This is a genomic window from Ruegeria sp. CRTD044 (genome assembly GCF_059613485.1).
This window is the reverse complement of record NZ_JBXWSP010000003.1, coordinates 27,524-50,206: the sequence shown is the minus strand read 5'-3', so window position 1 is coordinate 50,206 and position 22,683 is coordinate 27,524. Positions and strand designations below refer to the sequence as shown.

The window sequence follows — 22,683 nt, the reverse complement described above, 5'->3', positions numbered from 1 at the left end:
CAAGAACCAGAGGCGGGTGCTGCAGGCGCCCACCTTTCTCACGCGGTTTGAACGATCCGGGCCGAGACCCGGGACAGGTGCTCATCGACCAAGGCTGTTTCGTCGGGGTGAAGCTGTTGGTGGCGCGGATAACGCGGCTCGTGCCGGTCATTCAGGATCGGCGCGTCCCACCCGTCGGTCGTGGCGAAGAAACGCTCGACACCCGGCAAGCCGAAGGCGCGCAAATACCCCTGCACCACGACGTCTACATAGCTGAGCAAAACCGGATGGCTGTGCGTCGGGTTCTTGCGGTGCTGTTCCGGAACAGCATAGACCGCAATCTCGACCTCTGTCTTCAGAGGATGAGTTATGGCGTGGGTGGCGGGGATCCGATCATAGGCCCACTCCCGTTCATCCAGTGCCGCCCAGTCGTTTTTGGGGACATGTGCGATCATGCCGTCGATCTCGCAGTCGGGATCCGGCACCGCAGTCAAGAAGGCGACCGGGCGCAGATCGGTATGCCGCCACGCCCGGCGCCAGCCCTTGAGTCGCGCCGGTCGCGGGTCGGGAAAGTCATGCGTGGCAAGGTTTACGAGGCTGCCATAGCCAAAGAAATAGGGCTCTGCCATTTCGCGTGCTGTCCTTCTTGACGATTGATGTATGTCAAACCGTTTTTTTGCGGCCTGTGCAATAAGGTTGCATCTTGAAATTCGGGGGGAGGATCTGATGCGGATCACCAAACGAACAAATATCGCCGTACGGCTGCTGATGTATTGCGCTGCACATCCGGACCGGCTCGTCACGAAATCCGAGATTGCGGATGTCTGCAACATTTCGGAAAACCATCTGGCGCAAGTCATCAACCAGCTGGGTCAGCTGGGGTATCTGAGTACGCAGCGCGGTCGCAACGGTGGCATGACGCTGGGTCGGCCGGCGGACCAGATCCGGATCGGATCCGTCTTTCGCCATGTCGAGGGCAGTTTGCCGATCGCCGAGTGTTTTGCGGATGCCGACAACACCTGCCCGTTGACCGATGCCTGCCGCCTGCGTCTGGCGCTGCAGGACGCGGCCGAGGTCTTCTTTGCGTCGCTGGATGAAATATCGCTGGATGCTTTGGTTTGCGACAACGATCCGCTGCTGAAAATTCTGCAACCCGTTACCTGCGCGCGTTGAATTCAGTCGCTGGCCCGCAGAACGCGGGCCGGGCTGACGGATAGGGGGCGGAGGGCGAAGAACAACCCCGCCAACAGCGTGACGGCCAGCCCAGCAGCGACGATACCCAATGCCGAAGGCCATATCACCGCAAAGCTGGTATCGAAAATGAATGTCGCCACAGCCCAGCCGCCAAGGATGCCGGCCAGCAGCGCCACGCAGCCCGCGGCCGCACCCAGAAGCGCCGAGCGCAAGCCAAAGCTGAGAAGTATCCGTCGGCGATCTGCGCCGATCGTCTTGAGGATTGCGGCCTCGTAGCGACGTGCGGGCTCTCCCGCGGCCGCAGCGCCGATCAGGACCAGAAAACCGGTCAGCAAAGACACGCCGGCGCCGTAGGAGGTGGCCGAGGCCAAACCGGCAAGCAGGCCCGAGACACGGTCGATCGCGTCCCGAACCCGGATCGCGGTGATGTTGGGGAACTGGGTCGCCAGGTCTTGAAGGATGGCTGCCTCGGCCTCTTCCTCGGCGTAGACCGTTGCAATGAAACTATGAGGGGCGCCGGCCAGTGCCGACGGGTTCATCGACATGATAAATCCCATGCCCGCGTTCGAGAAGTCCACCTCGCGCAGCGATGTTATGGTCGCGGTGATATCACGCCCGAGAATATTCACCGTCAGCTCGTCACCAAGATTGAGACCCATTTCCTCGGCCTCTTCCGCGGCAAAGCTGATCTGAGGTGGGCCTGAATAGTCCTCTGGCCACCATTCCCCGGCGGTGATGCGGGCGTTTTGTGGCGCGTTGTCCGAATAGGTCACGCCGCGATCGCCTTCCAAGACCCAATGATCGCCTGCAACCCGATGTGCCGGCTGGCCGTTGATCTGCGAGATGATTCCGCGCAGCATTGGTGCGCTTTCTACACGTGTGACACCGGGGTCGTTTTCAAGCCGGCTGCTGAAGCCGGGCATCTGGTCTTTTTGGATGTCCACGAAAAAGTACGACGGCGCTACGTCCGGCAGGTTCCCGGATATCGCATTGCGCAGAGTGCCGTCGATCTGTCCGACCGCAGCCAGAACCGACAGCCCCAATCCCAGAGACAGGACCACCGATGCGGCGCCTTCGCGGGGGTCGGAAATTGCGGCAAGTGCCCAACGCAATGCCGGGCGACCTCGGGCGCGTGTTGCGGCCCTTTTTGCGACATAGCGGATGCCATGGGCCGACAGCGCCAACAGCACCAATGCGCCGACAAATCCCCCTCCGGTCCAGAGGGTCAGCCACGGGGAGCCGCTGAACCAAGCTGCGGTGGCGATCAGTGTCGCCAGAGCCAGGCCCGTCGCCAACAGGTAAGCGGCGCGGGGCAACCTGCGGGCACTGCTCAGCGCATCGCGGAACAGGGTCGCTGCCCGGACGTCCTCTGCCCGGGCAAGGGGCCACAGAGTGAACAGCAAGGCGGTCAGCAGGCCATACAGTGCCGCCTCGAACAGCGGTTGCGGGTAGACAGAAAAAACGGCCGGTACGGGAAGCCGGTTTTCAATCAGGGGTGCCAGGAGAATCGGGGCCAGCCCGCCAAGGGCTACACCAGCGGCGATCCCGACAACCGAAAGGACGCCGATCTGGATCAGATAGGTCTGAAAGATCGTGGCGCGGTCTGCGCCCAAGGTGCGCAGTGTGGCGATGGTTTCGGTCTTTCGAGCGAGATAGGCGCGTACGGCCGCGGACACGCCGATGCCGCCCACAGCCAGACCCGAGAGGCCCACCAACACCAGGAACGCGCCGAGGCGCGAGACGAATTCGGCAATTCCGGGTGCGCCGTTGCGCGCATCGGTCCAGCGCAGCCCAGAGCCTTGCAGAACGCTCTCTGCTTGTTCCGAGAGTTCTGCGAGGTCGGCCCCGACCGGCAGGTCCATACGGTATTTGGTGGAAAACAGCGTGCCGGGCTGCAATAGGCCCGAGTCCTTCAGATCGGCTGTGCGAACCAATGTGCGCGGCCCCAAGGTGAACCCATCTCCGGCCGCGTCGGGTTCGGATATCAGGGCGGCGGACAACACAAAGTCCTGCGTGCCCAGTGCAAAACTGTCGCCGATGTCCAGCCCCAGACGCTCGATCAGAACCGGGTCCATCACTGCCCCGGGAAGGGTGGCATTTCCGTCCAACGCATCGGACAGCGAGATTTCGGGGTTCAACCGGACGGCACCGATCAGAGGATAGGCCTCATCGATGGCCTTGACCTGGGTAAGTCCGCGTTGCGGTGCGTCGCTGCGGGTCACGGCCATCGAGCGGAAATCGACGACTTCGGACACGCGATCGGCGTTTTGCTCCATCCACGCGGTTTCTGCTTCGTTCGCGAAGCGATAGGTCAGCTCGATCTGGGCATCGCCGCCCAGCAAGACCGCCCCCTCTTGCGCAAGGCCGGTCATGATTGCTTGCCGCACCGATCCAACTGCAGCGATGGCGGCAACCCCTAGGGTCAGGCAGGCCAGAAAAACCCGAAAACCGCGTAAGCCGCCCCTGAGTTCACGTCGGGCCAGGCGCGTCGCCAGACGCAAGCTCATTCCGCTGCCTCTTGGCTGGCCTCTTCGGTGATGCGACCGTCGCGCAATCGAACAACCCGGTCGCATCTTCGGGCCAGCGAGTGGCTGTGTGTGACCAGAACCAGCGTTGCCCCGTGCCGGTCACGCAGGCCGAACAGCAAATCAACGATAGCCGCGCCATTCGCCTCATCCAGATTGCCGGTCGGTTCGTCCGCCAACAGGATCCGAGGCCGCGGGGCCGAAGCGCGGGCCAGCGCGACCCGCTGTTGTTCGCCGCCCGACAGTTGCGCCGGGTAGTGATCGCGCCGATGCGAAAGCCCCACCGCCGCCAATTCGGCCTCGGCCCGATCGAAGGCATCGCGGTGACCGGCCAGTTCCAGCGGGGTGGCAACGTTTTCAAGCGCCGTCATGGTCGGGATCAGATGGAAATTCTGGAAAACGACTCCCATCGCGTCGCGCCGAAACCGGGCAAGCGCATCCTCACTCATCGAAGTCAGGTCTTGTCCCAATGCAGTGATGCGACCCGCGGTCGTCTGCTCTAGTCCGCCCATCAGCATCAACAGCGAGGATTTGCCCGAACCTGACGGACCGACGAGGCCCAGCGTCTCTCCCTCTTTCACGGTCAGATTGATGTCCCGCAAGATTTCGACGGGTCCGGCATTGCCATCCAGCGACAAAGCGGCATTTTGGAGTGTCAGAACGGGTTCAGTCATTAGTCTTTCCGAAAGGGGCAATCATTTGGGATATGGAGCGGTCAGGAACTTGCGCAAGGCTCTGGCGGCGGGGCTGTTGTCGCTCTGCGGCATTGCTGCCACAGCCGAGCCGGTGGTCCTGGCCGCTCTCGGAGACTCGCTGACTCAAGGCTACGGCCTTGTTGAGGAAGACGGGTTCGTCCCTCAACTAACCCAGTGGCTGGATGCGCAAGGCGTCGAGGTGAAGATAATCAACGCCGGTGTTTCCGGAGACACCACGGCTGGCGGGGCAGCGCGTGTGGGTTGGACCCTGACACCAGAGGTGGACGGGATGATCGTGGCGCTGGGCGGAAACGACGTTCTTCGTGGGATCGACCCGGCGGTCTCGAAGTCGAATCTGGAAAAAATTCTGACAGAGGCGCGAATAGCCAAGGTTCCGGTTCTGCTGATCGGCATGCAGGCCCCGGGCAATTATGGCGTGGACTACAAACAGGCGTTTGATGCGATGTATCCGGATCTGGCCACCCAGTTCGGCACACTTTACGCCCCCAGCTTTTTTTCCGGGTTGCAGGCGGGTGGCGACCCCGGAGCCGTGCAGACTTACATGCAACCAGACGGGATCCACCCCAATGCGCGCGGCGTTGCGCTGATCGTGGATGATCTGGGACCCGCCGTCCTTGATCTGATCGCCGCCGCAAAACAGCGGCAGTAAACCGTGCCCGGGCGGTTCTTTCTGACGCGGCCGTTTTCCCAGATTTCCGAATTCCTGGGTCGAGAAACTGTTTGGCCGGATGAACAGCCGCGCCAGAACATACAGCCCGGTCAGGAAGTGATCGTTCTGACCGCTGAAGGCACGAGGCGCATGCGGTGGGGCATGATTCCCGTAGGGCGCGTCAATGCCCGGGGGCGACCGGTCATGGAAACGATCATCAATGCGCGGTCGGAAACGGTTTTTGACAAATCTGCTTTTCAAGGTGTCGGTCGCGCGGTTGTTCCGGTTGATGGCTGGTACGAGTGGACCGGCGAAAAGCGTCACAAAACCGTGTGGCGGATTGAAACCGCCGATGGAAACCCCCCTGTTGTTTGCCGCGATTACGGACAGGTGGACTGCACCCGGTGGTCAGCATGTCGATCAGTTCGCCGCAGTGACCTGCGAACCGAACGATAATCTGCGGCCGATCCACCACCGTATGGGTGTCCTGTTGCGGCCCGAAGACGTCCGGACCTGGCTGAACGGATCAGACAAGCAAGCAGCAAGCCTTTGTGTACCGTGGCCAAACGGACGGCTGAAGATTGAAAAAGCCAAAGGGTGGATTGGTCGGGGCCTTGACCGCTGTGTTAGACGACGGTGACGACCGTTCCGATCGGGACGCGGTTGTACAGGTCGATCACGTGCTCATTCAGCATTCTGATGCACCCGTTCGACACGGCTCGTCCGATGGTCTGCGGCTGGGTCGTTCCATGGATGCGGAAATACGTGTCGACGCCATTCTGAAACAGATACAGGGCACGGGCGCCAAGCGGGTTGTCTCCTCCACCGGGCTGGACATAGTCATTGTCCTTGAATTTGGCATAGGCAACGGGGTCCCGCTCGATCATCTCTTCGGTCGGGCGCCAGGTGGGCCATTCCTTTTTCACGTCGATCGTCGCAGTTCCGGTAAACTCCAGCCCGGCCTTGCCGACGCCACAGCCGTAACGGATGGCTTTGCGGGGCTCGGTCACGAAATACAGGTAGAACGAACGTGGCGCGACCAACAATTGCCCGGGCAAAAACTGCTTCTTGATCCGAACGATTTGCGGAGTCGGGTCGTACTCGACCGGCTTCTTCTTCGCGTGGGCCGTGCCAGGCACGGCACTGATAGCGGCGGCAGAGATCAGAAAATTGCGGCGTGAGAACATGGCAATACTCGGCTAATCAACAAAGAAAACAGGGTAGCAGTCTGTTCAGAATAGCCGATCCGGTCAATTCCCGCGCGAGTTTCACCGGAAAGAGATGTGGTTTTCCTGCCCCACCTGGGCTGGAAAGCGCGATCGGAAACCGCGCAAAAAAATGGGGGCGACGGCCATCCGTCGCCCCCAGAGACCTGATTTAGGCCAGTTCGATGTTGTCGGCGCTTTCGCGACCGTCGCGACCAGCGCGCAGTTCATAGGTGACTTTCTGGTTGTCGGCCAGACCAGTCAAGCCCGAACGTTCGACGGACGAAATGTGCACGAACACGTCTTTGCCGCCCTCTTCGGGTGCGATGAAGCCGAAACCTTTGGTGGTGTTGAACCATTTTACGGTGCCTGCGGGCATATCCGTATCTCCTGTATTAGTGCTGCCCACGGAATTGCGGCAGCCCGGCGTCGTTGTCTGGATCGATAGACTGAACGCCGAAAACGGAGACAGTAGGTCGAAGTAGAATAACGTAAGCTCTTTGCATATGGCACTGAGAGGGCCATATGGCAAGGGTCAGTTGGGCAGAATGTGTTGTGCTTTCAGGGGCCAGCGGGCGTTTTGAACATAAATCCGCCGAACTGAATTCGAATCCGCTACGGACTTTTCGGTGTCAGATTATCGCGTCCCATCCGGGCAGAACGGACACGAATCCATTAGCGGATCGGCCAAGAAATAGGATCGGTCACCTGTCTGATAGTCGACTCCAGTCAATGGCATTCGGACGCCCGAGAGCCCGTATGGGCACAAGCAATCAGCCAGATGCCGGGATGTCGTTTTCTAGATTCGTGCCGAGATGATGTTGAACATCGCGAATGCAGCGATCCACAGGAACACGGTAAAAATCAAGGTCGCAAGTGCCAGGAGAAGCATGCGAAAAAGGTTGCGATTTGGAGTGGTTTTGAGTGCACCCGGTGCAGGTGAATCGTGCCCCCAATCTATCTTAAAGAAATAGCTGTTAGCCCCGTAAACCGTCAGAAGCAGACGAAGACGGGTGGGCGGTGCGCCGCTTACCCTCAATAGATACTCGGTATACTCTTTCTTGAAGTTGAAGAATGGAAACACAGACGCCAAGATCAGCGAAGACACCCACGCCGAAATGCTTGCGAGCACAAAGAAGCCAAGCAACAGTAGCGCTTCCGCCATACCGTTCTCCAACTGTCCATCATCCCGGTGATAGTATGGGCTGATTTCTGCCCACACTATCCATCCGGAGATGTATCAGGGGTGCTACCGCGCAAATTTCTTGTGCTTTAAGCGCTTGGGCTCCAGCGCGTCCGGTCCAAGGCGGCGCTTCTTGTCTTCTTCGTAGTCCTCGAAGTTGCCCTCGAACCATTCCACATGCGCATCGCCCTCGAAGGCCAGGATGTGCGTACAGATCCGGTCGAGGAAGAAACGGTCGTGCGAGATGACCACGGCGCAGCCGGCGAAATCGACCAGCGCGTCTTCCAGCGCGCGCAGGGTTTCGACGTCCAGGTCGTTGGTCGGTTCGTCCAGCAGCAGGACGTTGCCGCCCTCTTTCAGCAGGCGGGCCATGTGGACGCGGTTGCGCTCACCCCCTGACAGCAGCGAGACCTTTTTCTGCTGGTCGCCGCCCTTGAAGTTGAAGGACGAGCAATAGGCGCGGGAATTGACCTGCGCGTCACCCAGTTGGATGATTTCGGCACCGCCGGTGATCGCCTCCCACACGGTGTCGTTGTCGTTGAGATCGTCGCGCGACTGATCGACATAGGACAGTTCTACAGTGTCGCCGTATTCGATGGTGCCTGCATCGGGCTTTTCCTGGCCGGTCAGCATCTTGAACAGGGTCGACTTACCGGCGCCGTTGGGACCGATGACGCCGACGATGCCGCCCGGCGGAAGGCTGAAGGACAGGTTCTCGATCAATTGCTTGTCGCCCATATGCTTGGCCAGCCCGTTGACCTCGATCACCTTGCTGCCCAGGCGCGGGCCGTTGGGGATGACGATCTGGGCGCGGGTCAGCTTTTCGCGCTCGGACTGTTCGGCCAACTCGTTGTAGGCGTTGATGCGGGCCTTGGATTTGGCCTGACGCGCCTTTTGCCCCTGACGCATCCATTCCAGTTCGCGCTGCAGGGTCTTCTGCTTGGACTTGTCCTCGCGGGCTTCCTGCTCCAGCCGCTTGGCCTTCTGTTCCAGCCACGAGGAATAGTTGCCCTCGTACGGAATGCCACGGCCGCGGTCCAACTCGAGAATCCAGCCGGTGATGTCATCAAGGAAGTAGCGGTCGTGCGTGACGATCAGGATGGTGCCCTTGTAGTCGATCAGGTGCTGTTGCAGCCAGGCGATAGTCTCGGCGTCCAGGTGGTTGGTCGGTTCGTCCAAGAGCAGCATGTCGGGCGCTTCCAGCAGCAGCTTGCACAGTGCCACGCGGCGTTTCTCACCGCCTGAGAGGTTGGCGATGTTGGCATCGTCCGGCGGGCAGCGCAGTGCCTCCATCGAAACGTCGATCTGACTGTCGAGGTCCCACAGGTTTTCCGCGTCGATCGCGTCCTGCAGGGCGGTCATCTCTTCCATCAACTCGTCCGAGTAGTTCTCGGCAATCTCCATCGCGATTTCGTTGAAGCGGTCGACCTTGGCCTTTTTTTCGGCCACGCCCAGCATGACGTTTTCGCGGACGGTCAGGGATTCGTCCAACTGAGGTTCTTGTGGCAGATAGCCGACCTTTGCGCCCTCGGCGGCCCACGCCTCGCCGGTGAAATCGGTATCAAGGCCGGCCATGATCTTCATCAGGGTCGACTTACCGGCGCCGTTCACGCCGACGACACCGATCTTTACGCCGGGCAGAAAGCTCAGGTGAATGTTTTCAAAGCACTTCTTGCCACCGGGATAGGTCTTTGAGACACCCTGCATGTGGTAGACATATTGATAGGCGGCCATGTCGCGTCCTCTGGGTCGGGGAATTCAGGTTGACCCGCTTGATAGCCAAGCGGGACGGGCGGGGCAAGCTGGTGCTTTGGCGAATTTCTGGCTGGCCTTATGCGCCGGCCGGACCGGACTGGGAGGGATGCTGGGAATGCCGGAACTTGCGCAATTGGTATCGGGTTGGGCCAAGGCCGGACGGATCGAATGGATCGGCGTCAGACCGGGGCGACGATTGGACATGATGGCGCTGGGTCAGGCGATGATCCGGGAAGACGGGGTTGAGGGCGATCGGAGTCGCCCGGGGAAGCGTGCGGTGACCCTGATTCAGCACGAGCATCTTGCCGCGATCGGCAGCTATTTGGGACAAGGTCCAGTCACACCGGACGTGCTGCGGCGCAATCTGGTGGTTTCCGGCATCAATCTGGGCGCTCTCAAAGGGCGCGAGGTTCAGGTCGGCACAGCGATTTTGCGGATCACGGTTATCTGCGCGCCTTGCAGCAGGATGGAAGAGGCGTTGGGCAGCGGAGGCTACTCTGCCGTGCGTGGGCATGGCGGCTGGTGTGCCGAAGTGGTGCGATCGGGGATGGTCGGTTTGGGCGATGCTGTGCAACCTGTTGATTGACAAGGCTGCCGAGTTCTGGACTACAGCAGGGGATGTTGCGAAGCGCGATACCATATGCGCGGCCCGGTCAGGTCGTGGGACTGTTCGGGGGATCGTTCGATCCACCGCATCAGGGGCATGTGCACGTTACACTGGAGGCGATGAAGGCTTTTGGGTTGGGTCGGGTCTGGTGGTTGGTGTCGCCGGGGAATCCGCTGAAATCTCGCGGCCCGGCTCCGATCGATCAGCGTGTCGAGGCCGCACGGTCCATCATGCGGCATCCCAAGGTTGAGGTGACTGACATAGAGGATCTGACCGGCACCCGCGCCACGGCTGACACACTTGCTGCATTGCGGCGGCTCTATCCGCAGGTTCGGTTCGTTTGGCTGATGGGGGCTGACAACCTGGCCCAGTTTCACAAATGGAAGGACTGGCGGTTGATCATGGACACCGTTCCTGTGGGCGTGGTGGCGCGCCCCGGAGATCGGATTTCGGCCCGCATGTCACCGGCGGCGCGTGTCTATGCCAAATACCGGATTGACGGAACGGCGCGGCATCTTTTGGGTCGGGCCGATGCGCCTGCCTGGTGTTTCGTGAACGTGCCGATGGTCGACGTCAGCTCGACTCAGATACGCTCCAAAGGCGGCTGGACCTGACAGGTGTTGCCTGAACAGCCCCGATGGGCACATAATTCAGGTGCATGGTTGTTTGCCTGTGATCTCTGGGATTTTATTTAACCCATGACTGATCGTATTTCGAGACGTTTCTTTCTGGCCGGCGCCGGTTCGCTTCTGATCCCCACCGCGGGTTTTGCCGGGGCGCCAACGGTCTCGTTGCGGCCTGTTGCCCGTGGCGCCGAGTTGAGCGGTGCCGAACGCATCATTCAGGCGGCGCGATTGAAAGGCGAAGTGGTCTTCGCCGTGGCCGACGTGAAAACCGGCGTGCAACTGGAGGAATTCGGCGGAGCCAGCGGCTTGCCGCCGGCCAGTGTCGCCAAAGCCCTCACCGCGCTATACGCGCTGGACGTTCTGGGCCCGGACCATCGGTTCGAAACAAAGCTGATCGCAGATGGTCCGATTGAAAACGGGATCCTCAAGGGTGATCTGATACTGGTCGGAGGCGGCGATCCGGTATTGGATACCGATGCTCTGGCCACGATGGCCGCCAACCTGCGCAAGGCCGGACTGACCGAGGTTCGGGGTGCGTTCAAAGTGTACAGCGGCGCATTGCCCTATGTATTCAGCATAGACCCCGGTCAGCCTGATCATGTGGGCTATAGCCCTGCGATCAGTGGAATTTCGCTGAACTTCAACCGTGTGCATTTCGAGTGGAAGCGCCAAGGGTCCAGCTATGACGTGACCATGGACGCACGCAGCGCCAGTTATACGCCGTCGGTGGACATGGCCGCGATGCGGATCGAAAATCGCAACCTTCCGGTCTACAGTTATCAACCCAGCGCGCGGCAGGACCGCTGGACAGTTGCCAAGGGCGCGCTGGGCAGCGGCGGCGCCAGGTGGTTGCCAGTGCGCAAACCGGGTTTGTATGCCGGAGATGTGTTCCGCACTCTGGCCCGGGTCAACGGCATCGTCCTGGGGCGGGTTCAAGTCACGCGCGAGGTCCCCAGCGGCACCGTTCTGGTCACGCATCAGAGCGATGAATTGACCAGCATCGTGAAAGGGATGCTGAAATATTCGACCAACCTGACGGCCGAGATGGTGGGGCTGGCTGCGACCGTTGCACGGGGTAGGCGGCCGCAAACACTGGCAGAGTCTGCGGATGAGATGAATCGCTGGTCGGCTCAGACCTATGGCGCGTCCGGTATTGCTATGGTGGATCATTCGGGGTTGGGCGATGCTTCGCGAATGGTACCTTCTGGTCTGGTCAAGGTTCTGGTGGCCGCACAGCAGCATGAAACGCTGCGACATCTGTTGAAGCCGTTTACCCTGACCGACGCCAAGGGCCAGCGGATCCAAGGGCACCCGATCAAGGTGGACGCCAAGACCGGGACCCTGAACTTTGTGTCTGGCCTGGGCGGGTATCTGACCACCGCCGGAGGATCAGAACTGGCCTTTGCGATATTCACTGCCGATCTTCCACATCGGGCGACCATCGCGCGTGAAAGCCGCGAACGCCCTGAAGGCGCGCGCAGCTGGAATCGCAGGTCCCGCAAACTGCAGCAGGCCCTCATCGAGCGCTGGGGCGCGCTTTACGGCAGCTAAATCCGATCAGACGGTGTGACGCGCCCGTGCGCCCCGCTCGATCGCTGCGGCGTGCAGCCGATCGATCTCCAACTCATACCGGATCTCTTCCAGCAGCCGCAGTTCGGTCTCGGCCAGCGAGCCATCGGCGGCGGCGACATCGCAGGCCAGAGCATAAGCCGTTTCGTTCAACCGCTCAGGCAAATTGTCCCGGATCAGGCCAAACAATGCGTCCAGACCATCTTCCTGCTCGAACAGGTCAAACACGATCTGCGAAACCCGGCGCATACGGTCAATATCGTAGTCGGCAAAAACAGGCAGCATGTTCACAGCTGTCTCGATCTTGACCAGTTCCACGGTGCGGATGTTCTCGTCCGAGGCTGAAACGGCCACCATGATCGCCACAAGGCAATCCTGCGGCGACATCGGGTGGGAAACGGGTTGGGTCATGGGAACGTCCTGCGATTGGTATCGTGCCGCACGTTATTGAGGTGTGGCAAAGGGTTCAATATCTTGTTTTCCAATACATACCGATGTCTGCTTGTGCCCTGATCAGATTTTGCCGTGTTTCTGGTCACGAGCAACCGTCTGAAATCGTAGCAGGGGCGGCGTTTCTCGCCTGCGGTCATTGACTCACGCTGCATCTGCACAATAGGAGATGCCGATCGGTCGCATTGCGCGACCGTCGCTGATTTCCCGATGGAGAACGAACGAAATGTCTGAACTGCGTGAAACCGCCATGACGTCAAAGGCCTGGCCTTTCGAAGAGGCGCGCCGGTTGCTCAAACGCTATCAGAAGTCTCCACCGGAAAAGGGCTTCGTTCTGTTCGAAACGGGATATGGCCCGTCCGGCCTGCCGCATATCGGCACTTTCGGTGAGGTGGCGCGGACCACGATGGTCAAGGGCGCCTTCGAGGCCCTGTCGGACATTCCCACCAAGCTGATCTGCTTTTCGGACGATCTGGACGGGATGCGCAAGGTCCCCAGCAACGTGCCGAACCCAGAGGCCCTGGAAGCCTATCTGCAGCAGCCACTGACTTCGGTCCCTGATCCGTTCGGTGAGTATCCCAGCTTTGGTGAACACAACAACGCCATGCTGCGTCGGTTCCTTGATACGTTCGGGTTCGAATACGAGTTCTATTCGGCGCGCGACTTTTATCGTTCGGGTCAGTTCGACGAGATCCTGAAGCGTGCAGTCGAACGTTATGACGACATCATGGCCATCATGCTGAAAAGTCTGCGGGAGGAGCGTCAGCAGACCTATTCGATCTTTCTGCCGATCCATCCGGAAACGGGCCGGGTCCTTTATGTTCCGATGAAAAAGGTGTGCGCCGAGACCTACACAGTCACCTTTGATGATGAAAACGGCAAGGAGTGGACGCTGCCCGTGACCGGCGGCAATGTGAAGTTGCAGTGGAAGCCGGATTTCGGGGCGCGCTGGGCGGCGTTGGGCGTCGATTTCGAGATGTATGGCAAGGAACATGCGACCAACGAAAAGATCTATGACGCGATCTGCCGCGCGCTGGGCGGCCGTGCGCCCGAGCATTTCTCGTATGAGCTGTTCCTCGATGAAAACGGGCAGAAAATCTCGAAGTCGTCCGGAAACGGTGTTTCGATCGACGAGTGGCTGACCTATGCACCGACCGAGAGTCTGGCCTATTTCATGTATCAAAAGCCGAAGACGGCAAAGCGGATGCACTTTGACGTCATCCCCAAGGCGTATGATGAGTACCATCAGCAGTTGCGTGCCTACCCCGGGCAGGATCTGAAGGCTCAGTTGAACAACCCGGTCTGGCACATTCACGGCGGTGACGTGCCGGAATCGACGTTGATCGTACCCTTTGCAATGCTGCTGAACCTCGCGTCGGTTTCAGGTGCCGAGGACAAGGAGACGCTGTGGGGCTTCATCCGCCGCTATGCGCCCGAAGCCACGGCCGAAAGCCACCCGGACCTCGACAAAGCCGCCGGTTTTGCAGTGCGCTACTTCAACGACTTCGTGAAGCCGACACGCAAGCACCGGGCGCCGACGGAGCAAGAGCGCGAGGCACTTGAGGCCCTGAAGTCCGCGCTTGAAGCCTATGACGGTCCGGTCGAGGACGAAGCTCTGCAATCGGTGGTCTATTCCATCGGCCGCGAGCGCTTTGACCCGATGCGCGGCTGGTTCACAGCCCTTTACGAGGTGTTGTTGGGCGCCAGCCAAGGCCCTCGGTTCGGCGGGTTCATCGCCCTTTATGGCGTCCCCGAAACGATTGCACTGATCGACAAGGCCTTGGCCGGAGACCTGGCCTGATTTGACCACATACTGCATGGGGCTACCTTTCCGGCAGGAGGTGGCCCCATGCGTCGACTTTTGCTTGCAGTTTCCTTGAGCGCCGGTTTGGCAACAGCCGCAGTTGCCCAAAGTGGCGACATCGAAGCCAATATTGCTGCGCAGATTGAAGCCTTCAAGGTCGATGACTTCGCCACGGCCTTCACCTTCGCCAGCCCCAACATCCAGACAATGTTCCGCACGCCTGAGAATTTTGGCGCGATGGTGCGCAACGGCTATCCAATGGTCTGGCGCCCAGCTGAGATCCGATTTCTGGAATTGCGGCAGATTTCTGGTTTCTGGTGGCAGAAAGTGATGGTGGTGGATGCGAACGGCCGGGTTCACATCCTGGACTATCAGATGGTCCAGCTGGAAAACGGCTGGAAGATCAACGGAGTGCAGCTGCTTGGCAACTTCGACCCATCGGCCTGATGCAACACCCACCGTTACGATGATATGAGCGACCGTTAATCCCTTTCCGATACTCAGACCAGCGTGTCCGGGCGGCTTCCGGATCCGTAATTTGGCACGCGCGATAGCCTGAAGAGTGGGCGCGTTTGGGAAAGGGTATTCAATGAACAAGGCAATCACCGACGGCATCGTTTTCACGCCGCCGCAATTCGCGAATGGTCTGGATGTCTGGTCCAGCGGCGACGGCACTCCGGGCTCACCGACCTATGACGGATCGGGAACTGGAGTGTTCGTGCCTGCAGATGCGGAGTTTGGCGGTTGTCTTGAGATACTGAAGGTCAATGCCACGCAGCAACTGCGGTACATGGGGCAGACGCCGCTTCTGCCGGGCTGCTATTTGCAGATCAAGGCGCGGGTCAAAGCGATCAGCGGGCCATTGCCGCAGGTCCGGATCGCTGGATGGGCCGGAGGGGCCGGCGACGTGCACCTTTCCGGACTGACCGAACAGGGCCCGGCCATTCAGCTGTCGGGCTATGGCGTGGTGCACGAGGTCACCGCGATCGTCGGGATTGGGCAGCGGCCGGGCGTGGACATGCCTTGGGGCATTTCGGCGCTATACGGGCATTTCGGCCTCGATATCGAGGGGGCAAACGGCGCGCTCGTTCGGATCGATGATATCGAAATTACCGATGTCACCGGGGTTTTCTTGCGCGACATGATCAGCCTTGTGGACGTGCGGGACTATGGCGCGTTGGGAGATGGTGTGACCGACGACTCGGCCGCGTTTGAGGCGGCTGACCAAGCTGCGGGAGGTCGCCGCATCTATGTGCCGCAGGGAACCTACCACCTGGCACAGGATGTTGGGCTGGACGCCGAGGTCGACTTTGAGGGCACGGTCACTATGCCTGATGACAAGATGCTTCTTCTGACCAAGAATTTCGATCTGCCGACTTACATCTCCGCCTTCGGCGACGAAGCCCTGGCCTTCAAAAAGGCGTTTCAGGCGCTGCTGAACAACTCGGATCATGAATCGCTGGACCTGGGAGGCCGCAAGATCTCGGTGTCCGAGCCGATTGACATGCAGGCCGCCGTGCCCAATCGCGGCAGCTACTCCACTCGCCGCGTGATCCGCAACGGGCAGTTCGACGTCAAAAGCAGCGCCTCATGGGACACCGAGACTTTCAACTCTGTCGCAACATACGATCCGGCGGATCCTTACAAGTTGTCCGGTGTGGCCAACGTGGCCAATATCCCGCTCGGGTCGTTGGTTCAGGGCAGCGGCGTTGGAAGTGAGATCTATGTTCGGTCCAAGGATGAAGGTGCCGGTGAGATCACCTTGAACGCACCCATCTACGATGCGGCTGGCACTCAGACCTTCACGTTCGTTGATTTCAAGTACCTGTTGGATTTCTCGGGCTTCAGTGCGCTGCAGAAATTCGCGATGGAAGACATCGAGTTTCAATGCAACGGGCGCTGCAGCGCCATCCGCCTGTCGCCGGGCGGGAACACGTTCGTTTTGAAGAACTGCTTTGTCAGCCGTCCGTTGGATCGCGGCATCACCTCGATCGGCGTGGGGTGCCAGGGCATGTTGATCGACGGTTGCCAGTTCCTGTCCAGTGAGGAGTCTCTGGACGTGCCCGACCGCAGTTCGATTGCCATCAACGCCAATGCCAACGACGTCAAGCTGCGCCACAACCGCGCCGTTCGTTTCCACCACTTCGCGGTTCTGGGCGGAGACAACAACCTGGTTCTGGGCAACCATTTCTTTCAGGGCGACAGCGTGTCGAACGGTGTGCGCAATGCGGGTTTGGTGATGATCGGGGCCTACAACAGTTCTTCGATCGCCGACAATTATGTCGACAACTGTTTCATCGAGTGGAGCAATGAGCGCGATGCCGAACCTGACTACACCTCGGGCTATTCCTTCAGCGCCATGAGCATCACAGACAACATCTTCTATTCAAGTGACGTTGCCCCGTGGTTCGCCTATATCGTCGTGCGCCCGCATGGCGTCGGGCATTTCCTGAACGGAATGACGGTCACGGGCAACAAGTTCCGAACGGCGAACGGGTCAATCGACCGCGTGGACAAGGTTGATACAACTTTTGCCGATCTGAATCCTGATCGGCATGTGAATGTCACGTTCGCAGACAACACGTATCACAACGTGACAATCAAGACCGCGAACCCGTTGCGGGTCCGACACGAACAGAATACGGCGGCCTCTGCCTGGACGGTGGACTCGGATGGTGCTTTCCCATTTGGCGGGCAGGCCCGCAGCTGTGACAGCGTCGTCGTTTTGGACGGGCTGAGAACCGCCTTTGGAACCCTGCGCTATTCGGCCCCCTATGTTCAGTTGCAGCAGGGGACAAACCAGGACCAGATCAAGTTGCGTTGGTCCGAGGCCTTGAGCGGTGAAGTTTCGGTGATCATGCGGATCGAGGTCTGATCCGGGTCGGCCGGTCGCTTTTGGGCCGGCCGGCTCGCTGCATTCAGAACTCGCGCCACAGCGCGAATCTCAGGCCTGGCCTGTCCTGGGCGGCGTTGCGCTCGACCCCGATTATCCAGGTATTTGGGCCGCTGTCCGATCGAAACATCGCCGAGGGCCGCGCGCTCCAATAGAGCGGGCGGCCGGGTACATAGGACGTTTCGATCTGGAGCAGGGGATTGACCCGACGGTGCGAGGACAATCCCACTGTCAGATCCAGTTTGCGGATCAGAGCGTCATGGCTTCGGTATTCCAGCGCGGCATCAGCCGCCATCCAGCCACTGCCATATCGGGCCTGAAATCCTTTGCCCCAAGACAGGGTTGCCTTGTACATCGCCCATGCGCGGGTTTCACGGTGATGCGCGCCGACACCCAACTCGGCCGCCAGCCGCCCACCGTTGGAAAATTCGGCAACCGGTAGGCGCGCAAACACCACGGCGTGACCGTAGAGGTCCTGATGCTCTTCCGCGTCCAAACCCAGCGTCAGATTTGGACGCATTCCCCATTCCCCATAGAGCGAGGACTTGAAGCGGATGTCCTTCCCGGGCTCGCAAAACGCCGTCAGGGCCAACGAGGTGAACGAGGCGCCTTTTTCACGCAGCCACGCCCCGGCGACGGCCGGAGTCGAAAACACAAGGCTTGCACACAGGAAGGCGATTAGGCGGGCCATTGGCGCAGGATCATCAACCTTGGTTAACGGAAGGTTAGCGCTCGGTTCATTTTTCGGAAACTTTTTCGCGCCAGCTCAACGAAAGGCAGGACGTTTGAAAAACCTGTGCTAGGCTTGGGTCAGACAAGGGAGATGACCGATGCCGAAGATATCAAAAGACGCCAGTGTTCAAACCGTTATCACCACTTTCGAAATGACCCCCGGAACCTGCCAGGACCTGCTGGAAGCGTTGACCGACGCCTATGCGAACTTCATTTCCAAGCAGCCCGGTTTTGTCGCGGCCGGACTGCATGTCAACGATGCCCAGACCCGCATCGCGAACTATTCGCAGTGGGAGCGGCGGGAAGACTTTCTGGCCATGCTGCGAACGCCTGAAATGCGCGAGCGTAACCGCAAGATCAACGAATTGTGCAAAAGCTTCGAGCCGGTGATGTACGACGTGGCCGAAACATTTGACTGATCCTGACCTGAATCAAGGTCAGAAGACTTTGGCTACTGCTATCTGAACGCGAAACTCAAGGAGGCGCCAGCCATGTATCACAATATTCTTGTCCCGATTTCCTTCGATGCCGAGCGTGACACGTCGGGGCCGCTGAAGCTGGCCAAGCTGTTGGCGACGCCAGATGCCAAAGTGACCCTGTTGCATGTTGTCGAGCATATTCCGGACTACGCAATCTCTTATATGCCGGCCGAATACCTGACCGAGGCGCGGCGCGCGATCCAGGATGAGCTGAACATTCTGGCTGCCAAGCTGCCGAACGCCAAAGGCGTTGTGGTCGAGGGCCATTCGGGGCGCACGATTCTGGATTGGGCGGAAACCAACAAACCTGACCTGATCATCATGGCGTCGCACCGACCGGGGATGCAGGATCTGTTGCTCGGCTCGACCGCGACGCATGTGGTGCGTCACGCCAGTTGCGCAGTTCACGTCGTTCGCTGATCTGATGGTGGGCAAAGGTCTTCGCGTGTCATCTTCCACGCTTTGCCGAACCCGCCATTGAGAAGCCCATCGACAATCTCAAAACGCACAAAACGGAAATCCGCGAAGTCGACATATAGTCCGGCCTTCGGGCGCTGTGACAAGTAGCGTGCCCGAAGCGCGGTATGCTCCTCGGTCGCCCGTGGAATCGGGCGCGCCGTGCAGTGCAGGGTCAGCCGGGGATGGGTCAGTGGATCACCTTTGTCAGCGGGCTCGCCGATCAGCAACGCGCAGGCCGGATTTGCCTCCAACGCGCGTGAGTGCTCCGCCAGATCCGAGATCAGGGTGAGCGGCCATCCAACACTGTCGGTGGCCAATGCGATGCGGCTGATCGACGGCAGTCCGTTGTCCGGATGCACCACGGCAAGCGCCGCAAAACGGGCCTGCGCAATGAGATCAAGGGCCAGTTCCCGCGCAGTCTCGTCGACCGGGCGAAATGGGTTTCGTGTGTTCACGTGGCGCCCTCGCTGGATTGCGTCATTCCGATGCCTCGGCTTTGCCACATAGTTGGTGTATCGCCAAGCTTATGAAGCTGAAGACAACCGTATACAACGAACCCGCGCAAGATCCGCGCTTGGCACGTCGACAGCGCAAGGCTGATGCCCTGCGCCGACATGCGCTGTCCCCGCTGCGCATTCTGCTGATGGTGCTGGCCCTGCCGCTGACGACGGGGATGATCGCGCTGGGCGTATATCTCCGGACCTCGGATCTGGAGCGGACCGAAGCCGTGATGCACCTTGTGGCGCTGGCTGGTTGCGATGCGGCTCGCTCCGTTGGTCTTGGACCGATGCGCGAGGGACAGCTTGGGTACCACAAACGCAACGACCCTGACGGCGACGGGATCGCATGCGAGTCCAGTGTCCGGGCCGCGACGCGGTCGGCTGTGCCGGTCCAGGCTCCTGCGTCCACGCAAACCGCGGCGCCCAAACCCCGGGCTGTCGGAAACGCCAAATTTGTCCGCCCCTGAAGGTCCTTGAAGACGCCTATCTTCATGGTTGAACCTTTCCTCGCACATGATCGCGTTGCCTGTGTCCCTGCGTGATTTGGGCAGGACGTGGTAGGATCATACCGTCCGCTGGCAGTTTGCCGCGGTTCGGGGTCTGGACCCCATGCGAGGGAGGACAACCATGTTTGCACGCGTTACCCAGTTCAAGATGAAGCCCGGCACCCGTGAGGCCGCCACGGCCCGAATGAACGATCTTAAGGATCAGATCATGGGCATGCCCGGTATGCACTGCTTTACGAATGTGATGAACGAGGATGGCAGCGGCTATGTGATCTCGGTCGTCGAAAGCGAGGCGACATCAAACGCAAACGCCCCCAAGGTTGCCGAGTTGTGGGGCCAGTTTGCCGAGTATCTTGAAGGAGCTCCGACGCCGATGGGCTATGATGTCATCGCCCATTGGGACAAGGGGTGACATTGGCCGCCACCCGGGGATGGCCTGATGCCTTACAAGATCACGCCGCGTATTGCAGCCGAGCTTATCGCGCACGAAGCGATCGTGCGCGAGGCCTATCTGGATTCCGTTGATGTCTGGACCTGGAGCGTGGGGATCACGTCGGCCTCGGGCCACACGGTCTGGCCGCGCTATCTGGACAACCCTCAGACCTTGCGGCGCTGTTTTGAAGTGTATGAGTGGGCTATCCGCACCAACTATCTGCCTGCTGTGGAAACGGCCTTTGCCGGCCACGCCCTGACCGAGGCGCAGTTGGGCGCGGCCTTGTCCTTTCACTACAACACCGGGGCCATAGACCGGGCCGTATGGGTGCGCAGGTGGAAGGCCGGGGATGTGGCCGGTGCTCGACGCGCGATCATGTATTGGCGGCGGCCACCTGAAATACGCCCGCGGCGGCGCAAGGAGCGCGCTCTGTTCTTCGATGGCGTATGGTCGGGCACCGGCACCGGAACCGAGTATCAGGTGCGAAAACCGTCCTATCGGCCAGACTGGTCCAGCGCGGCGACGGTTCAGATCGGCGACGTTCTGCAAGACCTGTTCGGTTAGGCCCGACAGGTCATGCTTGCTTGCGAAATCCTTGCCGGCCGGTCAGGATCGGCGTCATGACCCGAGACGAATTCAACGCCTTCTGCGCCTCTCTCAAGGCCACAAGCCACGTCGTGCAGTGGGGCAATGCGGATGTCTGGAAAGTGGGCGGCAAGGTGTTCGCGATCTGCGGCTGGAACGACGGCAAGGACGCCTTTACCTTCAAGGCCACCGATCTGGCCTATGAGGTGCTGCAGGATCAGCCCGGCATCCGCCCCGCGCCCTATCTGGCCTCGCGGGGCATGAAATGGCTGCAGGTTTATGACGAACGCGGGATGAGCGACCCGTCCCTGCGCGATCACATCGTGACGTCCTACGAGATGGTCGTGGCCAAGCTGACGAAAAAGATGCGGGCGGAACTGGGGCTTTAACCCTTCATCGCCTGCAGCAGTTCGATCAGCCGCTTGCGGTCATCGTCATCGGCGTAATCGCCCGCGGCCAACCGTTCAGCGATGCGCAGGCGCAGACGCTCGTGCTGGGTGCGCACCTCTTCGCCAGCGGTTTCGGCCAGGGTTTTCATGATCGTCGCCACCGCCTGCTGGCGCTTGGTGGTGGGGTTGGCGATGTAGTCGACCAGGCTCTGTTGCCCGGAATCGAGGATGTTTTCGGCCAGTGCCCGCAATTGCTCGCCATTGGGCAGCAGTGGGGCGGGGGTGCCTTCGGGCGGCAGGATCTCGGGCGCGCTGCGTGGGGTTTCAGCGAGGGCGTTCGCACCGTCGACGAAGGCCTCGGTGATCATGCGGGTGATCTTGATCGCGCGCGGGTCCTTGAACAGGGTCGAGGCGATGGCCACGCCGTAATCGGTATAGACCCACGGGTTGACCCGCCGCCCGCCGCGGCCTTTGGGCTTTGAAATCACATTCCGTGATATCAAATCGGCCACCTCGTCGTCGGTCAGTTGAAAGCGGTAGCCCTCGAACAGGTCCTTGTTGCGCGAGACGGCCTGATTGAAGGCGCTGACGGTTTTTCCATAGAACCGCGCCAGATCTTCGGCCAGCACCACGCGGGTTCCGCGCACCCGGTGAATGGCGCTTTGGACCTCATGCGTGCTGGGCAGGGTGTTCGGGTTCGTCATGGCAGCCGTTTGGAATCACAATTTGTGATTTCAAACGTGGAGGAGGGAGGGGTGCGTGGCAAGGGATGAGTGAGGGGCGTAAACTAAGGGGCGGACAAAACGCAATAACAGAAATTCTAAAGAAAGGGCTCTTTACGGAAGCAAAGTCACCTCTATTGCGGGGTGTGCAAAACTTGCTATCAATCTCTGTATGATTAGGTTTGCTTTCTTGTTAATTTTTTCCTTAGCAGCGGTGTTATTGTCGGTGACGGCTTTCGGTCCGGTCATAACACTTCCAATGTTGGCCGGGGTCGTCGGTTCAGTTCTGGCAATTATACTATTATTTAGAACCAAGCTGCGCAAACAAGCCAATTGGGTCGTGATAGACGGGTCAAATGTTCTGTATTGGAATAACGACAAACCGGACCTGGACTCTGTGAGAATAGTAATTGACGAGCTGATCTCGGAAGGGCTTGAACCTGTAATCTGGTTTGATGCAAATATCGGTTATTTGGTTGCCGGCCGTTACCTAGATCCCGCGAAGCTGTCCAAAGCACTTCGGTTTCCCGCACGTCGTATTTGGGTTGCGCCGAAAGGAACGCCTGCTGATCCGCTGTTGATTACGGATGCTCAAAAACTGAACGCGCGGATAGTATCAAACGACAGATATAGGGATTGGGAACAGCAGTTCCCGAATATATCTCAGAAGGATGTCTTCGTGCGAGGCAAAATAAAGGACAACCGTGTAGAGTTCAGATAAAT

General features: G+C 59.8%; 28 protein-coding genes. 17 read left to right on the top strand and 11 right to left on the bottom strand.

The genetic code is table 11. The annotated features are described in order from the left end of the window. Nucleotides 1–38: 38 nt before the first annotated feature. Complete coding sequence (locus AC2FNL_RS01215; RefSeq protein WP_496831839.1) at nt 39–608, bottom strand: gamma-glutamylcyclotransferase family protein; 570 nt, start codon at nt 606–608, stop codon at nt 39–41. Between the two features lie 97 nt (nt 609–705). Here AC2FNL_RS01215 and AC2FNL_RS01210 point away from each other — a divergent pair, with 97 nt between their 5' ends. Next, entirely contained in the window at nt 706–1,152 is a 447-nt protein-coding gene (locus AC2FNL_RS01210; RefSeq protein ID WP_093963764.1) for an RrF2 family transcriptional regulator, read from the top strand. Between the two features lie 2 nt (nt 1,153–1,154). Here the strand turns inward: AC2FNL_RS01210 and AC2FNL_RS01205 are convergent, their stop codons facing one another. Beyond that, nucleotides 1,155–3,680, bottom strand: a complete 2,526-nt coding sequence (locus AC2FNL_RS01205; protein ID WP_496831836.1) for an ABC transporter permease — start codon at nt 3,678–3,680, stop codon at nt 1,155–1,157. Then, nucleotides 3,677–4,372, bottom strand: coding sequence for an ABC transporter ATP-binding protein (locus AC2FNL_RS01200; RefSeq protein ID WP_170343269.1), 696 nt, complete (start codon nt 4,370–4,372; stop codon nt 3,677–3,679). The genes AC2FNL_RS01205 and AC2FNL_RS01200 overlap by 4 nt, the downstream gene beginning before the upstream one ends. Nucleotides 4,373–4,421: 49 nt before the next feature. Between AC2FNL_RS01200 and AC2FNL_RS01195 the strand changes: the two genes are divergently transcribed. From AC2FNL_RS01195 to AC2FNL_RS01185, 3 genes are read left to right on the top strand one after another with little or no spacing between them, the layout of a single operon-like run. After that, entirely contained in the window at nt 4,422–5,063 is a 642-nt protein-coding gene (locus tag AC2FNL_RS01195; protein ID WP_496831834.1) for an arylesterase, read from the top strand. Nucleotides 5,064–5,066: 3 nt separating this feature from the next. Further along, nucleotides 5,067–5,519: an SOS response-associated peptidase family protein gene (locus AC2FNL_RS01190; protein WP_496831832.1), complete on the top strand. Its 453-nt coding sequence runs from the start codon at nt 5,067–5,069 to the stop codon at nt 5,517–5,519. Beyond that, nucleotides 5,416–5,703, top strand: coding sequence for an SOS response-associated peptidase family protein (locus AC2FNL_RS01185; protein ID WP_496831830.1), 288 nt, complete (start codon nt 5,416–5,418; stop codon nt 5,701–5,703). The genes AC2FNL_RS01190 and AC2FNL_RS01185 overlap by 104 nt, the downstream gene beginning before the upstream one ends. Here AC2FNL_RS01185 and AC2FNL_RS01180 read toward each other — a convergent pair. From AC2FNL_RS01180 to ettA, 4 genes are all read right to left on the bottom strand, one after another. Beyond that, nucleotides 5,690–6,250 carry a L,D-transpeptidase gene (locus AC2FNL_RS01180; RefSeq protein ID WP_170360241.1) on the bottom strand — a complete coding sequence of 187 codons (561 nt, stop codon included), beginning with the start codon at nt 6,248–6,250 and terminating at the stop codon, nt 5,690–5,692. The two genes, AC2FNL_RS01185 and AC2FNL_RS01180, sit on opposite strands and share 14 nt — an antisense overlap. 190 nt (nt 6,251–6,440) lie before the next feature. Further along, nucleotides 6,441–6,647 carry a cold-shock protein gene (locus tag AC2FNL_RS01175; protein WP_093963409.1) on the bottom strand — a complete coding sequence of 69 codons (207 nt, stop codon included), beginning with the start codon at nt 6,645–6,647 and terminating at the stop codon, nt 6,441–6,443. Nucleotides 6,648–7,067: 420 nt separating this feature from the next. Next, nucleotides 7,068–7,433, bottom strand: coding sequence for a hypothetical protein (locus AC2FNL_RS01170; RefSeq protein ID WP_170365292.1), 366 nt, complete (start codon nt 7,431–7,433; stop codon nt 7,068–7,070). 84 nt (nt 7,434–7,517) lie between these two features. Next, nucleotides 7,518–9,185 (bottom strand): energy-dependent translational throttle protein EttA, encoded by a 1,668-nt coding sequence (gene ettA, locus AC2FNL_RS01165; protein WP_093963407.1) that lies wholly within the window; start codon nt 9,183–9,185, stop codon nt 7,518–7,520. Between the two features lie 136 nt (nt 9,186–9,321). Between ettA and AC2FNL_RS01160 the strand changes: the two genes are divergently transcribed. The 3 genes from AC2FNL_RS01160 to dacB all read left to right on the top strand — a co-directional run bounded on the left by AC2FNL_RS01160 (nt 9,322) and on the right by dacB (nt 11,990). After that, complete coding sequence (locus AC2FNL_RS01160) at nt 9,322–9,792, top strand: MOSC domain-containing protein (protein WP_170342595.1); 471 nt, start codon at nt 9,322–9,324, stop codon at nt 9,790–9,792. Nucleotides 9,793–9,824: 32 nt separating this feature from the next. Further along, nucleotides 9,825–10,427 carry a nicotinate-nucleotide adenylyltransferase gene (locus AC2FNL_RS01155; RefSeq protein ID WP_496831826.1) on the top strand — a complete coding sequence of 201 codons (603 nt, stop codon included), beginning with the start codon at nt 9,825–9,827 and terminating at the stop codon, nt 10,425–10,427. Between the two features lie 84 nt (nt 10,428–10,511). Then, nucleotides 10,512–11,990: a D-alanyl-D-alanine carboxypeptidase/D-alanyl-D-alanine endopeptidase gene (gene dacB, locus AC2FNL_RS01150; protein WP_496831824.1), complete on the top strand. Its 1,479-nt coding sequence runs from the start codon at nt 10,512–10,514 to the stop codon at nt 11,988–11,990. 6 nt (nt 11,991–11,996) lie between these two features. On the opposite strand, the gene AC2FNL_RS01145 is transcribed toward dacB, so the two are convergent. Beyond that, the gene (locus AC2FNL_RS01145; protein ID WP_093963405.1) at nt 11,997–12,419 is read right to left on the bottom strand and encodes a tellurite resistance TerB family protein; all 423 of its coding nucleotides are present in this window, start codon (nt 12,417–12,419) and stop codon (nt 11,997–11,999) included. Nucleotides 12,420–12,684: 265 nt separating this feature from the next. Between AC2FNL_RS01145 and AC2FNL_RS01140 the strand changes: the two genes are divergently transcribed. From AC2FNL_RS01140 to AC2FNL_RS01130, 3 genes are all read left to right on the top strand, one after another. Next, nucleotides 12,685–14,259, top strand: a complete 1,575-nt coding sequence (locus tag AC2FNL_RS01140) for a lysine--tRNA ligase (RefSeq protein ID WP_496831822.1) — start codon at nt 12,685–12,687, stop codon at nt 14,257–14,259. 48 nt (nt 14,260–14,307) lie between these two features. Next, nucleotides 14,308–14,709: a DUF4864 domain-containing protein gene (locus AC2FNL_RS01135; protein WP_496831820.1), complete on the top strand. Its 402-nt coding sequence runs from the start codon at nt 14,308–14,310 to the stop codon at nt 14,707–14,709. Between the two features lie 142 nt (nt 14,710–14,851). After that, a complete protein-coding gene (locus AC2FNL_RS01130) occupies nt 14,852–17,137 on the top strand; it encodes a glycosyl hydrolase family 28-related protein (protein ID WP_496831818.1) in 2,286 nt (761 codons plus the stop codon). 43 nt (nt 17,138–17,180) lie between these two features. Here the strand turns inward: AC2FNL_RS01130 and AC2FNL_RS01125 are convergent, their stop codons facing one another. Then, nucleotides 17,181–17,846 carry a hypothetical protein gene (locus tag AC2FNL_RS01125; protein WP_496831816.1) on the bottom strand — a complete coding sequence of 222 codons (666 nt, stop codon included), beginning with the start codon at nt 17,844–17,846 and terminating at the stop codon, nt 17,181–17,183. Nucleotides 17,847–17,985: 139 nt separating this feature from the next. Here AC2FNL_RS01125 and AC2FNL_RS01120 point away from each other — a divergent pair, with 139 nt between their 5' ends. After that, nucleotides 17,986–18,306 (top strand): antibiotic biosynthesis monooxygenase family protein, encoded by a 321-nt coding sequence (locus tag AC2FNL_RS01120; RefSeq protein ID WP_093963400.1) that lies wholly within the window; start codon nt 17,986–17,988, stop codon nt 18,304–18,306. A 72-nt stretch (nt 18,307–18,378) separates the two neighbouring features. Further along, nucleotides 18,379–18,786 carry a universal stress protein gene (locus tag AC2FNL_RS01115; protein ID WP_093963399.1) on the top strand — a complete coding sequence of 136 codons (408 nt, stop codon included), beginning with the start codon at nt 18,379–18,381 and terminating at the stop codon, nt 18,784–18,786. On the opposite strand, the gene AC2FNL_RS01110 is transcribed toward AC2FNL_RS01115, so the two are convergent. Beyond that, a complete protein-coding gene (locus AC2FNL_RS01110) occupies nt 18,771–19,280 on the bottom strand; it encodes a HugZ family pyridoxamine 5'-phosphate oxidase (protein ID WP_093963398.1) in 510 nt (169 codons plus the stop codon). The genes AC2FNL_RS01115 and AC2FNL_RS01110 overlap by 16 nt on opposite strands. 71 nt (nt 19,281–19,351) lie before the next feature. Here AC2FNL_RS01110 and AC2FNL_RS01105 point away from each other — a divergent pair, with 71 nt between their 5' ends. From AC2FNL_RS01105 to AC2FNL_RS01090, 4 genes are all read left to right on the top strand, one after another. After that, nucleotides 19,352–19,792: an excalibur calcium-binding domain-containing protein gene (locus AC2FNL_RS01105; RefSeq protein WP_496831813.1), complete on the top strand. Its 441-nt coding sequence runs from the start codon at nt 19,352–19,354 to the stop codon at nt 19,790–19,792. A gap of 160 nt (nt 19,793–19,952) precedes the next feature. Then, nucleotides 19,953–20,243, top strand: coding sequence for a hypothetical protein (locus AC2FNL_RS01100; protein ID WP_093963396.1), 291 nt, complete (start codon nt 19,953–19,955; stop codon nt 20,241–20,243). Between the two features lie 27 nt (nt 20,244–20,270). Beyond that, entirely contained in the window at nt 20,271–20,828 is a 558-nt protein-coding gene (locus tag AC2FNL_RS01095; protein ID WP_170367709.1) for a lysozyme, read from the top strand. A gap of 56 nt (nt 20,829–20,884) precedes the next feature. After that, nucleotides 20,885–21,238, top strand: coding sequence for an MmcQ/YjbR family DNA-binding protein (locus tag AC2FNL_RS01090; protein WP_496831810.1), 354 nt, complete (start codon nt 20,885–20,887; stop codon nt 21,236–21,238). Here AC2FNL_RS01090 and AC2FNL_RS01085 read toward each other — a convergent pair. Next, nucleotides 21,235–21,942: an ORF6N domain-containing protein gene (locus AC2FNL_RS01085; RefSeq protein WP_496831808.1), complete on the bottom strand. Its 708-nt coding sequence runs from the start codon at nt 21,940–21,942 to the stop codon at nt 21,235–21,237. The two genes, AC2FNL_RS01090 and AC2FNL_RS01085, sit on opposite strands and share 4 nt — an antisense overlap. 190 nt (nt 21,943–22,132) lie before the next feature. On the opposite strand from AC2FNL_RS01085, the gene AC2FNL_RS01080 reads away from it, so the two are divergent. Beyond that, nucleotides 22,133–22,681, top strand: coding sequence for an NYN domain-containing protein (locus tag AC2FNL_RS01080; protein WP_496831806.1), 549 nt, complete (start codon nt 22,133–22,135; stop codon nt 22,679–22,681). The last annotated feature ends 2 nt before the right edge of the window (nt 22,682–22,683 follow it).

Bases quoted from the DNA above. Each gene is read 5' to 3' on its own strand.
- AC2FNL_RS01215 (WP_496831839.1), bottom strand. From the start codon at position 608: ATGGCAGAGCCCTATTTCTTTGGCTATGGCAGCCTCGTAAACCTTGCC.
- AC2FNL_RS01210 (WP_093963764.1), top strand. From the start codon at position 706: ATGCGGATCACCAAACGAACAAATATCGCCGTACGGCTGCTGATGTAT.
- AC2FNL_RS01205 (WP_496831836.1), bottom strand. From the start codon at position 3,680: ATGAGCTTGCGTCTGGCGACGCGCCTGGCCCGACGTGAACTCAGGGGC.
- AC2FNL_RS01200 (WP_170343269.1), bottom strand. From the start codon at position 4,372: ATGACTGAACCCGTTCTGACACTCCAAAATGCCGCTTTGTCGCTGGAT.
- AC2FNL_RS01185 (WP_496831830.1), top strand. From the start codon at position 5,416: ATGGAAACCCCCCTGTTGTTTGCCGCGATTACGGACAGGTGGACTGCA.
- AC2FNL_RS01180 (WP_170360241.1), bottom strand. From the start codon at position 6,250: ATGTTCTCACGCCGCAATTTTCTGATCTCTGCCGCCGCTATCAGTGCC.
- AC2FNL_RS01175 (WP_093963409.1), bottom strand. From the start codon at position 6,647: ATGCCCGCAGGCACCGTAAAATGGTTCAACACCACCAAAGGTTTCGGC.
- AC2FNL_RS01170 (WP_170365292.1), bottom strand. From the start codon at position 7,433: ATGGCGGAAGCGCTACTGTTGCTTGGCTTCTTTGTGCTCGCAAGCATT.
- ettA (WP_093963407.1), bottom strand. From the start codon at position 9,185: ATGGCCGCCTATCAATATGTCTACCACATGCAGGGTGTCTCAAAGACC.
- AC2FNL_RS01160 (WP_170342595.1), top strand. From the start codon at position 9,322: ATGCCGGAACTTGCGCAATTGGTATCGGGTTGGGCCAAGGCCGGACGG.
- AC2FNL_RS01155 (WP_496831826.1), top strand. From the start codon at position 9,825: ATGTTGCGAAGCGCGATACCATATGCGCGGCCCGGTCAGGTCGTGGGA.
- dacB (WP_496831824.1), top strand. From the start codon at position 10,512: ATGACTGATCGTATTTCGAGACGTTTCTTTCTGGCCGGCGCCGGTTCG.
- AC2FNL_RS01145 (WP_093963405.1), bottom strand. From the start codon at position 12,419: ATGACCCAACCCGTTTCCCACCCGATGTCGCCGCAGGATTGCCTTGTG.
- AC2FNL_RS01140 (WP_496831822.1), top strand. From the start codon at position 12,685: ATGTCTGAACTGCGTGAAACCGCCATGACGTCAAAGGCCTGGCCTTTC.
- AC2FNL_RS01135 (WP_496831820.1), top strand. From the start codon at position 14,308: ATGCGTCGACTTTTGCTTGCAGTTTCCTTGAGCGCCGGTTTGGCAACA.
- AC2FNL_RS01130 (WP_496831818.1), top strand. From the start codon at position 14,852: ATGAACAAGGCAATCACCGACGGCATCGTTTTCACGCCGCCGCAATTC.
- AC2FNL_RS01125 (WP_496831816.1), bottom strand. From the start codon at position 17,846: ATGGCCCGCCTAATCGCCTTCCTGTGTGCAAGCCTTGTGTTTTCGACT.
- AC2FNL_RS01120 (WP_093963400.1), top strand. From the start codon at position 17,986: ATGCCGAAGATATCAAAAGACGCCAGTGTTCAAACCGTTATCACCACT.
- AC2FNL_RS01115 (WP_093963399.1), top strand. From the start codon at position 18,379: ATGTATCACAATATTCTTGTCCCGATTTCCTTCGATGCCGAGCGTGAC.
- AC2FNL_RS01105 (WP_496831813.1), top strand. From the start codon at position 19,352: ATGAAGCTGAAGACAACCGTATACAACGAACCCGCGCAAGATCCGCGC.
- AC2FNL_RS01100 (WP_093963396.1), top strand. From the start codon at position 19,953: ATGTTTGCACGCGTTACCCAGTTCAAGATGAAGCCCGGCACCCGTGAG.
- AC2FNL_RS01095 (WP_170367709.1), top strand. From the start codon at position 20,271: ATGCCTTACAAGATCACGCCGCGTATTGCAGCCGAGCTTATCGCGCAC.
- AC2FNL_RS01090 (WP_496831810.1), top strand. From the start codon at position 20,885: ATGACCCGAGACGAATTCAACGCCTTCTGCGCCTCTCTCAAGGCCACA.
- AC2FNL_RS01085 (WP_496831808.1), bottom strand. From the start codon at position 21,942: ATGACGAACCCGAACACCCTGCCCAGCACGCATGAGGTCCAAAGCGCC.
- AC2FNL_RS01080 (WP_496831806.1), top strand. From the start codon at position 22,133: ATGATTAGGTTTGCTTTCTTGTTAATTTTTTCCTTAGCAGCGGTGTTA.